At 67.2% G+C, this 11697-nt stretch carries 12 protein-coding genes; 8 read left to right on the forward strand and 4 right to left on the reverse strand.

Going from position 1 to position 11697, the window contains the following annotated elements:
• Positions 1–51: 51 nt before the first annotated feature.
• From ACE3P6_RS00610 to ACE3P6_RS00625, 4 genes are read left to right on the forward strand one after another with little or no spacing between them, the layout of a single operon-like run.
• Complete coding sequence (locus ACE3P6_RS00610; protein WP_374391045.1) at positions 52–771, forward strand: ABC transporter ATP-binding protein; 720 nt, start codon at positions 52–54, stop codon at positions 769–771.
• Positions 768–1475, forward strand: coding sequence for an ABC transporter ATP-binding protein (locus ACE3P6_RS00615; protein WP_374391047.1), 708 nt, complete (start codon positions 768–770; stop codon positions 1473–1475). Before ACE3P6_RS00610 ends, ACE3P6_RS00615 begins: the two co-directional genes overlap by 4 nt.
• Positions 1472–2332: a branched-chain amino acid ABC transporter permease gene (locus ACE3P6_RS00620; RefSeq protein ID WP_374391048.1), complete on the forward strand. Its 861-nt coding sequence runs from the start codon at positions 1472–1474 to the stop codon at positions 2330–2332. The genes ACE3P6_RS00615 and ACE3P6_RS00620 overlap by 4 nt, the downstream gene beginning before the upstream one ends.
• Positions 2332–3402, forward strand: a complete 1071-nt coding sequence (locus ACE3P6_RS00625; protein ID WP_374391049.1) for a branched-chain amino acid ABC transporter permease — start codon at positions 2332–2334, stop codon at positions 3400–3402. The genes ACE3P6_RS00620 and ACE3P6_RS00625 overlap by 1 nt, the downstream gene beginning before the upstream one ends.
• 289 nt (positions 3403–3691) lie before the next feature.
• Here ACE3P6_RS00625 and dddP read toward each other — a convergent pair whose 3' ends face one another.
• Complete coding sequence (dddP, locus tag ACE3P6_RS00630) at positions 3692–5026, reverse strand: dimethylsulfonioproprionate lyase DddP (RefSeq protein WP_374391050.1); 1335 nt, start codon at positions 5024–5026, stop codon at positions 3692–3694.
• A gap of 132 nt (positions 5027–5158) precedes the next feature.
• Here dddP and ACE3P6_RS00635 point away from each other — a divergent pair, with 132 nt between their 5' ends.
• Genes ACE3P6_RS00635 through ACE3P6_RS00645 form a run of 3 tightly spaced genes read left to right on the forward strand, consistent with a single transcriptional unit; the run spans position 5159 to position 7427 of the window.
• A complete protein-coding gene (locus ACE3P6_RS00635; protein ID WP_374391051.1) occupies positions 5159–5944 on the forward strand; it encodes a DUF3445 domain-containing protein in 786 nt (261 codons plus the stop codon).
• A complete protein-coding gene (locus ACE3P6_RS00640; RefSeq protein ID WP_374391052.1) occupies positions 5941–6564 on the forward strand; it encodes an NAD(P)H-dependent oxidoreductase in 624 nt (207 codons plus the stop codon). The genes ACE3P6_RS00635 and ACE3P6_RS00640 overlap by 4 nt, the downstream gene beginning before the upstream one ends.
• Entirely contained in the window at positions 6552–7427 is an 876-nt protein-coding gene (locus tag ACE3P6_RS00645; RefSeq protein WP_374391053.1) for an alpha/beta hydrolase fold domain-containing protein, read from the forward strand. The genes ACE3P6_RS00640 and ACE3P6_RS00645 overlap by 13 nt, the downstream gene beginning before the upstream one ends.
• Positions 7428–7580: 153 nt before the next feature.
• Here the strand turns inward: ACE3P6_RS00645 and ACE3P6_RS00650 are convergent, their stop codons facing one another.
• From ACE3P6_RS00650 to ACE3P6_RS00660, 3 genes are all read right to left on the reverse strand, one after another.
• Positions 7581–8288 carry a hypothetical protein gene (locus ACE3P6_RS00650; protein WP_374391054.1) on the reverse strand — a complete coding sequence of 236 codons (708 nt, stop codon included), beginning with the start codon at positions 8286–8288 and terminating at the stop codon, positions 7581–7583.
• A gap of 217 nt (positions 8289–8505) precedes the next feature.
• Positions 8506–9915: a type I glutamate--ammonia ligase gene (gene glnA, locus ACE3P6_RS00655; RefSeq protein ID WP_374391055.1), complete on the reverse strand. Its 1410-nt coding sequence runs from the start codon at positions 9913–9915 to the stop codon at positions 8506–8508.
• Between the two features lie 71 nt (positions 9916–9986).
• Complete coding sequence (locus tag ACE3P6_RS00660; protein ID WP_294968666.1) at positions 9987–10325, reverse strand: P-II family nitrogen regulator; 339 nt, start codon at positions 10323–10325, stop codon at positions 9987–9989.
• A gap of 171 nt (positions 10326–10496) precedes the next feature.
• Between ACE3P6_RS00660 and ACE3P6_RS00665 the strand changes: the two genes are divergently transcribed.
• Positions 10497–11697, forward strand: a 1201-nt coding sequence (locus ACE3P6_RS00665) for an NAD(P)H-hydrate epimerase (RefSeq protein ID WP_374391056.1), incomplete at its 3' end; no start/stop codon positions are given.

Genomic DNA, 11697 nt, shown 5'->3' on the forward strand with positions numbered 1-11697 from the left:
CCGGCGCTGGCCGACCGACCCGGCCCGCGCCCCTTTCCTGTGGATGCACCCATGCCGATCCTGACGCTGGATCGCGTGTCGAAACGGTTCGGCGCGCTCACGGTCACCGACGAGGTCTCGCTTACCGTCGAGGCGGGCGAGGCGCTTGGCATCATCGGCCCGAACGGCGCCGGGAAATCCACGCTCTTCAACCTGATCACCGGCAACATCCGCGCCGATGCCGGGACGATCACCCTTGCGGACCGCGATGTCACCCGCGTCTCGCCGATGGAACGCTGCCTGCTGGGCGTCGGCCGCAGCTTCCAGATCCCGCAGCCCTTCGCCAGCCTCACCGTGTTCGAGAACCTGGTCGTCGCCGCCACCCACGGCCGTGGCCTGCCCGAACGCGAGGTGACCGGCGATTGCCTGCGTGTGCTGGAGCAGACCGACCTGCTGGACCGCGCCAACCAGACAGCCGGAAGCCTCAGCCTTCTTGCACGCAAGCGGCTGGAACTGGCCCGGGCCATGTCGACCGGGCCGAAACTCCTTCTGCTTGACGAGATCGCCGGCGGACTGACCGAAGGCGAATGTCACGCGCTGGTGGCCACCATCCGCAGGGTTCATGCCACCGGCGTCACCATCATCTGGATCGAACATGTCCTGCATGCGCTGACCTCGGTGGTCGACCGGATCGTCGTGCTGGATTTCGGCCGCGTGATCGCGACCGGACCGGCGGACGCGGTGATGGCCCGGCGCGAAGTCCGGGAAATCTACCTGGGGATCGAGGTATGACGCTGCTGCAGACCCGGGGCCTGACCGCCCGCTACGGCGATTTCCAGGCGCTCTTCGGCGTCGACATCACGCTGGCGGCCGGCGAATGCGTGGCGATCATCGGTGCGAACGGGGCAGGCAAGACCACGCTCATGCGCTCGATTGCCGGGGTGCTGGCCAATGCGCCCGACCAGGTTGTCTTCGACGGCCAGCCCATCGGCGCGCTGCCCGCCGATCAGGTCATGGCCCGCGGCATCGCGATGGTGCCCGAGGGGCGTCGCCTCTTCCCCTCGCTTTCGGTCGAGGAAAACCTCCTGATCGGCGCGCATGGCCGCAAGGTCGCCGGCCCCTGGACGCTGGAGGCGGTCTACGGCCTGTTCCCGATCCTGCGCGAGCGGCGGCGCAACCCCGGCACGGCGCTGTCCGGCGGGCAACAGCAGATGGTGGCCATCGGGCGGGCGCTGATGTCCAACCCGCGGGTCATCCTCTGCGACGAACTCAGCCTCGGCCTCGCCCCGGTGGTGATCCGCGACATCTATGCCGCGCTGCCCCGCATCCGCGACGGCGGGGCCAGCGTCATCATCGTCGAACAGGACATCGGCCAGGCGCTCAAGGTGGCCGACCGGGTCTACTGCATGATGGAAGGCCGCGTCACTCTCTCGGGCCGCCCGGCGGACCTGTCCCGCGCCGCAATCCACAACGCCTATTTCGGAGCCACGGCATGAGCCTCGACACCATCGTCCAGGGCGTCCTTCTGGGCGGGCTCTACACGCTGTTCGCCGCCGGGCTGAGCCTGGTCTTCGGGATCATGCGGCTGGTGAACCTGGCCCACGGCGACCTGATCGTGCTGGCGGCCTACCTGGTCCTGGCCCTGGTCGGCAGCCTCGGCCTGAACCCCTTCATCGCCGCGCTGATCGCCGCGCCGATGATGTTCGGCTTCGGCTGGGCGCTGCAGCGCCTGGTGCTGAACCGCGTCCTCGGCCCCGACATCCTGCCCCCGCTTTTGGTGACCTTCGGTCTTTCGATCGTGCTGCAGAACGGCCTGCTGATGGGCTTTTCCGCCGACAACCGCCGCATCCCGGCGGGAGCGCTGGAAACCGCCTCGGTCGATCTCGGCCCGGTCACGCTGGGGATCATGCCGCTTCTGACTTTCGGCTCGGCGGTGGCGGTGATCCTGGTGCTGAACCATATCTTCTATCGCACCGCTCTGGGCCGCGCCTTCCGGGCAACCAGCGACGATCCGGTCACCGCCGGCCTGATGGGCATCCGCCCCGATGCGATCTTCGCCCAGGCAACCGGCCTCGCGATGGTCATCGTCACCATCGCGGCGCTCTATCTCGGGATGCGGGCCAATTTCGACCCGACGATCGGCCCGGCCCGGCTGATCTATGCTTTCGAGGCGGTGATCATCGGCGGGCTTGGCAGCCTCTGGGGCACGCTGGCCGGTGGCATCATCATCGGGCTCGCCCAGACGCTCGGAGCCGCCGTGAACCCGGAATGGCAGATACTGGCCGGCCATGTCGCCTTCCTCATCGTCCTCCTCCTCCGCCCGCGCGGCCTCTTTCCAAGGGCTTTCGACTGATGCGCCCCACCGTCACCACCCGCACCCGCGCCTCCGGCATCGCGGCCGCCGTCGCCATCCTGCTCGTCCTGGTCGGACTTGCCTTGCCCGCCATCGCCGGACGCGGGGTGATCAAGGACCTGTTCTTCATCCTGACCATGCTGACGCTGGCGCAATACTGGAACCTGCTCGCCGGCTATGGCGGCCTGGTCAGCGTGGGCCAGCAGGCCTTTGTCGGCCTCGGCGGCTATGGCCTCTTCGGAGCGGCCATCGCCTGGGGCATGGACCCGGTCCTTGCGCTTCCGCTCGGCGGCCTTTTCGCGTTGGCTGTCGCCCTGCCCACCGCCTTCTTCGCCTTCCGCCTGGCAGGGGCCTACTTTGCCATCGGTACCTGGGTCGTGGCCGAGATCGTGCGCCTCTCGGTTGCGCAGTGGAAGGCCGTGGGCGGCGGTACCGGCACCAGCCTGCCGCGCGATGTCCAGACCGACATGGCCGGAACGGCGCTGGTCGAAAAGCTGTTCGGCGTCCGCAGCGCCGCCGCGCAGGACATCCTCGCCTACTGGCTGGCGCTGGTGCTTGCCGTGCTGACCATCGGCGGCATCTACCTGCTCCTGCGCTCGAAATCCGGGCTGGCGCTGGCCGCGGTGCGTGACAATGCCGAGGCGGCGCGTTCGGTCGGCGTCGATGCCCGGCGGATGAAGTGGATGGTCTTCCTGGCTGCAGCCTTCGGGACCGGGCTTGCCGGGGCGCTGATCTATCTGCAGAAGGGCAGGATCAGCCCGGACGCAGCCTTCAGCGTCACCGACTGGACCGCCTACGTCGTCTTCATCGTGGTGATCGGCGGCATCGGCACTGTCGAGGGTCCGATCCTTGGCATCCTGGTGTTCTACATCCTGCAGACTCTCTTTGCCGATTATGGTTCCACCTATCTCCTGGCGCTCGGGCTGATCGGCATCCTGGTGATGCTCTTCGCCCCGCGCGGCCTCTGGGGGGCGATCAGCAGCGGGACCGGCCTGCAGTTCTTCCCGATCCGGCGCCGCGTCGAGATGACCGGGGCCGCTCCGGGCGCAGGGGCCCGGAAACCTGGCTGAGACAGGCAGGTCACGAACGGATACATGCCGCCGGCTGGTCCGCCCACCCGGGCGCCGCTCGCGCCGGGAACTGGGCGGCGACCGACCGCGTTCTCTGCTGGACACCGGGCGCATCGGCCCTGACCGGATCAGGCCCCAGGCCCGACCCTTGCCTTCAACCCTTCGCCGCATCGCCGAGATGGCTGGTGCCGATTCCACAAAATTTCCTTGACGTCCGCAATCACCGCGTTGATTTTATTGTGACTTGTCCTTCTGCCCACCGTGGACACCTCCGCGCCCGGCGGGCAGGTCACCCCATCAGCCTTTCATCGAACGGATAGGTCGTCAGCGTCTCGCAGCCGGTCTCGGTGATCAGCACCTGATCCTCCAGCTTGATCGAGAAACTGCCCCCCTCGGGCGAGACCAGCGCCTCGACACACAGGACCATCCCCGGCTCCAAGGCCGCATCGAAAGCGCCCGGCATCCAGCCGTCGGGGTAGTGGACATAGGGCCACTCGTCGCAAAGCCCGACCCCGTGCATCTTGCAGGAATACTTCTGCGCCCAGTATTCCGGGGCAAGCTGGTGCCCCTGCATCACCAGTTCCTCGATGGTGACGCCGGGCTTCAGGCGCGCTTTGTGGTCGGCGATATGGTCCAGCGCATGGTGGAACGCGCTGACCATCGCGTTCGAGGGGCGGCTCTCGCCGACCCACCAGGTCCGGGAGATGTCGATGCAGAAGCCGTAACAGCCGATCAGGTCGGTGTCGAAGGCGACGATCTCCTCCGGCTGCACCAGCCGCGGCCCGCATTCCTGGAACCACGGGTTCGTCCGGGGACCGGAGGCCAGGAGCCGCGTCTCGATCCATTCCCCGCCACGCCGGATGTTGGCCGCGTGCAGTTCCGCCCAGATCGCATCCTCGCTGACCCGGCCCGAGGGCACGTTCGCCCGGGTGAACGCCTCCATCTCGGCAATCCCCGCCTCACAGGCCAGATGGGCGCAGCGCATCGCCAGGATCTCGTCCGGCGTCTTCACCGCGCGGACCCGTTCCGTCACCTCCTCGCCTTCCTCGACTGTGAAGCCCGCCGCCTCCAGCGCCCTGAGCCCGTGGACCATGATCTTGTCCACCGCCAGCCGCCGGTTCCCCCCGGCATGGGCGCGCATCACCTCGTCCACCTGGCGGGCAAACCCCTCTGCCGCCTGCACCCCCCGGTCGCCGGTGGAGTTGTAGAAGAAGGTCGCCCCCGACCGCAGTTCCTTCACCAACGGATTGAACGTCACCAGGAAGGGCGAGTTCTTGTACTCCCACATCACCATATGCCCGTCGGCACAGAGCAGGCAGGCCCGGAACGGGTTGTGCGTGTTCCAGAGCTGCATGTTGGTGGTGTCGGTCGCGTAGCGGATGTTCAGGGGATCGAACATGAGAAGCCCCCCGTAGTCCCGCGCGACCAGCCCGGCGACCAGATTCTTCCAGCGATCCTCCCGCATCCGGGCCAGGTCCGGCAGCTGCAACCCGGCAGCCGCCCATTCCGCGAAGGCCAGCTGCGTCGGCCCGATCTCCACCCGGTCGTTCTGGTTCGGGGTCCCGTCGCCCAGACGCTCCCCGCGCGTGGGGTCGATCTTCCGGCGGTCGCGGTGATAGTCCATGAGGCCCCCCTGTTTCTGCACAGACTGCCCCGGCGCCAAACCGCCGCTTCCCCATCCGCGACGCATCTGGTCGCAAACGTGTTGGTTGCGGCGGGCCCCCGCCCATGATCAAAGACCGGGATGGTGAACCCGATGCAAGATGCGCCGATCCTGCAGGACCGGCTTCCGCTCCACCCCTGGGAGGAACCCGCCACCCGCCGCCTGCCCGGCATCCAGCCGGTTCAGGGCCGCGACTGGCTGCGCGTGGACGAGGCCTATGCCGGCCAGATGGGCCTGCGCGACCGGCTGATCGCGGGGCAACCGCAGGTCGTCCACGCCACCCTGCCGCAGGCAGAGCCCGCCGCCGAAGAGCTTTACGCCACCGTCCTCGACTGGCTGCGCGACGAACCCGGCTTCACCGTCACCGCGACCCATGTCACCCGCCCCGACGGTGTGACCGTCCCCCTTGACCCCGCCCAGCCGCTCCTCACCCTCGGTCGCCTGGTCCAGCAGGACCTCTGCCTGATGCAATCGAATGGCGCGGAATACGACCTGACCGCCGCCATCCTCTGCTTCCCCGCCAGCTGGACGCTGGCCCAGAAGATCGGTCGCCCGATGCTGGCGATCCACAAGCCGGTGGAGATATACGACGAAGCGCTCGCCGCCCGCGTCCACCGGCTCCTCTCGGCGATAAGGCCGGAACAGCCGCTCTGGCGGATGAACTTCTTCACCTACGACGATTTCATGCTGCACCACCCGCGGGTGGAGGGCGACTGGCGCAAGCAACCCACCGGCAAATCCTACGTGCGCTGCGAACGCCAGACCCTCCTGCGGCTGCCGCAGACCGGGGCGGTGCTCTTCGCGATCCATACCATCCTGGTCGATGCCAACCAGCTTGCCCCAAAGGACTATGCCGCCCTGCGCGAGGCGATGCATTGATCCGCTGCCTGATGGTCTTCGCGCATCCGCTGGAGGACAGCCTGAACGCCCGCCTCGCCGCCACGGTCGAGGCGCAGGCCCGCGCGCAAGGCTGGCAGGTGACGCGCCGCGACCTCTATGCCGAAGCCTTCGATCCCCGCCTGACGGCAGAGGAACGCCGCGTCCACTACGCCACGCCTCCCGCACAACCACCCGCCACCCTGCCGCAGGAAAAGCAGGAACTGACCGAGGCCCAGGTGCTGATCCTGGTCTTCCCGACCTGGTGGTACGGCTTCCCGGCAATCCTGAAGGGCTGGTTCGACCGGGTCTGGGCGCCCGGCACGGCTTACGACAATTCCCCCGACTTCGGCCCGATGCTGCCCCGGCTGCATACCTTGCGCGAGGTGCTGGCCGTCACCACGATGGGTTCACCGGCCTGGGTCGACTGGCTGGTGCTGCGCCGACCCGTCCGGCGCATCCTCAGCCTGTCGATCCTCAAGACCTGCGCCCCGAAAGCCCGCCTCACCTGGCGCGCACTGCACGGCGCCGAGGCCGTCGCGCCCGAGAAGGTGGCCCGCTTCGAGGCGCGGCTGGCCACAGACATCACCCGCATCGCAGGGAGGCTGACATGCCCGGACTGATCCGACGGACCCTGCTCCTCGGCGGCGTCGCCGCTGCGGCGGGGGGCGTGGCGCTCTGGCGCTGGCGCGCGCCCGGCGACACCGAACTGGCCTATGGCAGCGACCCGGCGCAGACCCTCGACATCCAGAATCCGCGCGGGGGCACCGCCGCGCCGGTGCTGGTGATCTTCCACGCCGGGGATTTCGCCACCGGCGACAAGGCCGATGTGGTGGTCTGGCCCGAGTGGCTGGCGGCGGGCATCGCCGTGGTGCGGGTGAACACGCGGGCCTCGGGCGCCGCAAGATGGCCCGCGCAGGCCGACGACGCGCTGGCCGCGGTCGTCCACCTGCAACGCAATGGCGCCGACCTCGGCCTCGACCCCGCGCGGATGGTGCTGATGGGGCAGGGGGCGGGGGCCTATCTGGCGGTCACCACCGCGCTCAACCTGGTCGAGGTGGGCCTGCCCCCGAAGGCGGTGGTCAGCCTCTACGGCCCGATGGATTTCTCCACGCTCGATGCCGACCTGAAGACCCTTGGCCGCACGCCCTCGCGTGGCCCGGCTGATGCCGCCTCCAGCCCCGAAAGCCGCCTCCTCGGCTTCACCGTCGGCGAAAAGCGCGACGCGGCGCGGGCAGTCAGTCCGCTGGCCCGGCTCGACCGGATGCGCGAACCCTTGCCGCCGATCCTGATCCGCCACGGCGATGCCGACACCATCGTCGCCGACCTGCAAGCCAAGCGCCTGCGCGAGGCCTGGCTGGCCGCCGACCCCAAGGCCGCGATCGACTACAAGCTCGTCCCCGGCGCAGGCCACGGCGGCGAGGCCTTCGAGAGCGATCCGGTCAAGGCCGACGTGCTGGCTTTCGTGGAACAGGCGCTCGGCTGATCCCGAACCGCGCCCCCAGGTCCTTTCACATTTGCCCAAATATCCCCGCCGGTGGCCGCCCGCGCGGTTTTGCGTTCTTCCCGCAAAACCGCGAGACAAGGAGTCTTCGCGCGACAGCGCTCAATTCGATAGCCGTCCCGACCTGCGAGGCGTTCAGTCCTCCGGGCCGATGGTCTTCAAATCCCGCCCGTTCGCCCAAAGCCAGAGCGACCGGCCCAGCCCATAGGGCAGGGCGACAAGCACCGTGGCCCAGCCGATGAGATAGCCTGAAACCTGGATCGCCCCTTCCGCCAGCGGGCCGGGCGGGGCGGGGGCTGCGGCGGGGGGTATCGGGGTCGCCGGGGCGGACGCCTTGGCCTTGCCCCCCAGGTCGCCCCGGATCGAGGCGAGCGGGTCATCTTCTACCGGCTTCGGCTCGGGCAGGGTGACAGGCGGTGCCTCCGACGGCTCGGCAACGGGCGCAGGCTCCGGTGCCGGGGATGCTTCCTCCCAGAGATGCGGTGCGATCTCCGCCACCAGCGCATTGCCGCGCGCCACATCCTCGTCGGCGGTGGCGCTGGCATGGGACAGGGTGGCGGCAAGGGTCTTCACCCAGGCGGCGACCCGCAGGTGCGAGGGCACGAAACGCTCCGCCCGCCCCAGCTTTCCCGCCGGTATCCGCCCCACGCCGTTCTTCACGTTGATCGCGGCCCGCCGCAGGCCCCGTGCCGCCCAGGCATGAATGGGCGCGACTCCCGCGCGCGACAGGTGCAGCGTCGCCCGCCCCAAAGCGCGCAGGTCGAAAGGTGGCCGCTGCCCGCCCGAGGTCCAGATCGCGGGGCGTCCCTTGCCGGGTTTCCGTCTCAGGGGATCGTCCGACATGCCAGTCCCGCCGCCTGTTGCAACCGCAGGTTAGCCGAGGCGCGCCCCCCTCGCAACTGGCGCAGGAATGGTTTCGCAGTGGTTAACGCCCACGGATGCATTGTCGACATTTCAATGAGTTGCCGAAAGTGTCCACTGTGGACAGCAAACGAAAAGGGCGCCCGAAGGCGCCCTCTCGATCCGGTTGGCTGGGAGGGCAGGTCTCGCCCGTCACCCCTCAGCAGGAATAGTACATCTGGTACTCGATCGGGTGAGGGGTATGCTCGTAGGCATAGACCTCCTCCCATTTCAGCGCCATGTAGGATTCCAGCTGGTCGCGGGCGAAGACGTCGCCGGCCAGCAGGAAGTCCATGTCCTTCTCCAGCTCTTCCAGCGCCTCGCGCAGCGAACCGCAGACGGTCGGAATCTCGGCCAGTTCTTCCGGGGGCAGGTCGTAGAGATCCTTGTCCGAAGCCGGGCCGGGGTCGATCTTGTTGCGGATGCCGTCAAGCCCCGCCATCAGAAGCGCCGCAAAAGCCAGGTAGGGGTTGGCCGAGGGATCGGGGAAGCGGGCTTCCACACGCTTGGCTTTCGGGGACTCGGTCCACGGAATACGGACGCAGCCCGACCGGTTGCGGGCCGAATAGGCGCGCAGGACCGGCGCTTCGAAGCCGGGGATCAGCCGCTTGTAGCTGTTGGTGCCGGGGTTCGTCAGCGCGTTCAGGGCCTTCGCGTGCTTCAGGATACCGCCGATGAAATACAGCGCCTCCTGGCTCAGGTCGGCGTATTTGTCACCGGCGAAGAGCGGCTTGCCGCCCTTCCAGATCGACATGTTGACATGCATCCCCGATCCGTTGTCGCCCTTCATCGGCTTCGGCATGAAGGTCACGGTCTTGCCGTAGGCATGCGCGACGTTGTGGATGACGTATTTGTATTTCTGGATGTTGTCGGCCTGCTCGACCAGCCCGCCGAAGATCATCCCCAGCTCGTGCTGGCAGGTCGCGACCTCGTGGTGGTGCTTGTCGACCTTGATGCCCATCCGCTTCATCGTGGACAGCATCTCGCCCCGGATGTCCTGGGCCTCGTCGATCGGGTTCACCGGGAAATAGCCGCCCTTGTGGCCCGCGCGGTGGCCGTAGTTGCCGCCCTCGGTCGGGGTGTCGGTGTTCCAGGCGGCGGCTTCCGCGTCGATCTCGTAGGCCACCTTGCGCGGGGTCACGGAATAGCGGACGTCGTCGAACAGGAAGAACTCGGCTTCCGGGCCGCAGTAGAACGCGTCACCGATGCCGGAGGACTTGAGGTAAGCCTCGGCCTTCAGCGCGATCTGGCGCGGGCAGCGCGAGTAGGCCTCGCCGGTGTCGGGCTCGACCACGTTGCAATGCACGCAGAGGGTCTTCTCGGCGTAGAACGGGTCAAGGTAGACCGAAGCCGCATCGGGCATCAGCTTCATGTCGGACTGGTCGATCGACTTCCAGCCCGCGATCGACGAGCCGTCGAACATGAAGCCTTCCTCGAAGAAATCCTCGTCCACCAGGTCGGAGACCAGGGTGACGTGCTGGAGCTTGCCCTTCGGATCGGTGAAGCGGATGTCGACGTATTCGACTTCCTCGTCCTTGATCAGTTGCAGTGCCTTGGCAACGGCGCTCATCTGACTGCCTTTCGGTTTGGGGTTGATGGGATGTTCGGGTGTTCGGGGTCCAAAAATTTTCGCGAAAATTTTTAGACGGCATCGTCGCCGGTTTCGCCGGTGCGGATGCGGATGGCCTGTTCCACGGGGGTGACGAAGATCTTGCCGTCGCCGATCTTGTCGGTGCGCGCGGCCGAGACGATGGCCTGGACGGCGGTGTCGACCATGTCGTCGGTCAGCACGACCTCGATCTTCACTTTGGGCAGAAAGTCGACGACATATTCGGCGCCACGATAAAGCTCCGTGTGGCCCTTCTGGCGACCGAAACCCTTGACCTCGGTCACCGAAAGACCCTGGATCCCCGCCTCCTGAAGCGCCTCCTTCACCTCGTCCAGCTTGAACGGCTTGATGATCGCTTCGACTTTCTTCATGGGCTGGCTCCCCCCGGCTTCGTCTTCGCCCCCTCTGACCACTTCCCCTTGCGGCGGGCAATGTGACAAGGTTTCGATGCGGGCTGCGACCGGGGGATTCCTCTGGGATCGCCTAAATTTTGTGCAATGCGCCCGGATCGTGGGCGGTCTGAAAACTGTGGTGCTGAGAGGATGACCAGACTCCTGACCGCCGCGCAGATGCGGGCCATCGAACAGGCAGCGATTGCCAGCGGCGCGGTGACGGGCCTGGAGCTGATGGAACGCGCCGGGCGGGGCGTGGTCGACGCGATCTTCGAGGAATGGCCGGAGCTGCGCGCGAGCCCGCAACGGGCCATTGTCGTATGCGGACCAGGCAACAATGGCGGCGACGGATTCGTGGTTGCGCGCCTACTGAAGGATCACCGCTGGGGTGTATGGGTCAAATTCGATTTCGACCCGGAGATCCTTCCGCCCGCAGCATCCGAAATGCGCAAACGCTGGCTGGCGGTTTCGCAGGAGTCTTCGGTGGCATCGGTGACGCCAACTGGCGAAAAGACCTCCGATGTCATCTACAACTGCGACGGCCAGTATGGCGACTTTGTATTTGTGGTCGACGCCCTGTTCGGTGTCGGCCTTTCGCGACCCTTCGAATCGGATGAGTTCAAGGGTGCCCATCTTGATCTCCGGAACCTGTATGATGACGAAGACATCTTTCACAAGGTCGTCTCGATCGACGTTCCCTCTGGTCTTTGTGCCGACAGCGGGCGTCTGTTGTCCCGCAATGGCGCACAGTACTTCGGGGCGCCCTTGCGAGCCGATCTGACCGTTGCCTGTGGTTTTGCGAAGACGGGGCATTACCTTGCCCACGGTCCTGCCGTCTGCGGCAAAGTGGTTGTTGCCGACCTGGGTTGGCTGGGGCCGATGGGGTTCGGACGCGCGAACTATCGCAATCCGGTAGAAAACAGCGTTGCGTTGATCTGCAAACGCAACCTTATCGGCATCCCCGGCAACTATGGGACCAAGAGCCGCCACCTTGGCAAGGCCAACAGCCATCTTCGTGACCACAAATACTCCCACGGCCATGCCCTCATCCTCACCGGCCCCTCCGGTCGCGGCGGGGCGGCGCGGTTGGCGGCGCGGGGGGCGCTGAGGATCGGGGCGGGGGTGGTGACGGTGGGGTGTCCTCCCGAGGCCATCGCGGAGAACGCCGCGCGGCTGGATGCGGTGATGCTGCGGGGGGTGGCGGATGGGGCGGCTCTGGCCGGAGTGCTGGAGGACGAGCGGATCAATGCGCTGTGTGTGGGGCGGGGTTTGGGGAGGGGGGAGCGGGAAGCCGGGTTGGTGGGGGTGGCGTTGGGGAGCATGGCGTTGGAGAGTCGGGGTGAACCCCGAC

The sequence above is a fragment of the Tabrizicola sp. genome (assembly GCF_041911175.1).
GTDB lineage: Bacteria > Pseudomonadota > Alphaproteobacteria > Rhodobacterales > Rhodobacteraceae > Tabrizicola.

Bases quoted from the DNA above. Each gene is read 5' to 3' on its own strand.
- ACE3P6_RS00610 (WP_374391045.1), top strand. From the start codon at position 52: ATGCCGATCCTGACGCTGGATCGCGTGTCGAAACGGTTCGGCGCGCTC.
- ACE3P6_RS00615 (WP_374391047.1), top strand. From the start codon at position 768: ATGACGCTGCTGCAGACCCGGGGCCTGACCGCCCGCTACGGCGATTTC.
- ACE3P6_RS00620 (WP_374391048.1), top strand. From the start codon at position 1,472: ATGAGCCTCGACACCATCGTCCAGGGCGTCCTTCTGGGCGGGCTCTAC.
- ACE3P6_RS00625 (WP_374391049.1), top strand. From the start codon at position 2,332: ATGCGCCCCACCGTCACCACCCGCACCCGCGCCTCCGGCATCGCGGCC.
- dddP (WP_374391050.1), bottom strand. From the start codon at position 5,026: ATGGACTATCACCGCGACCGCCGGAAGATCGACCCCACGCGCGGGGAG.
- ACE3P6_RS00635 (WP_374391051.1), top strand. From the start codon at position 5,159: ATGCAAGATGCGCCGATCCTGCAGGACCGGCTTCCGCTCCACCCCTGG.
- ACE3P6_RS00645 (WP_374391053.1), top strand. From the start codon at position 6,552: ATGCCCGGACTGATCCGACGGACCCTGCTCCTCGGCGGCGTCGCCGCT.
- ACE3P6_RS00650 (WP_374391054.1), bottom strand. From the start codon at position 8,288: ATGTCGGACGATCCCCTGAGACGGAAACCCGGCAAGGGACGCCCCGCG.
- glnA (WP_374391055.1), bottom strand. From the start codon at position 9,915: ATGAGCGCCGTTGCCAAGGCACTGCAACTGATCAAGGACGAGGAAGTC.
- ACE3P6_RS00660 (WP_294968666.1), bottom strand. From the start codon at position 10,325: ATGAAGAAAGTCGAAGCGATCATCAAGCCGTTCAAGCTGGACGAGGTG.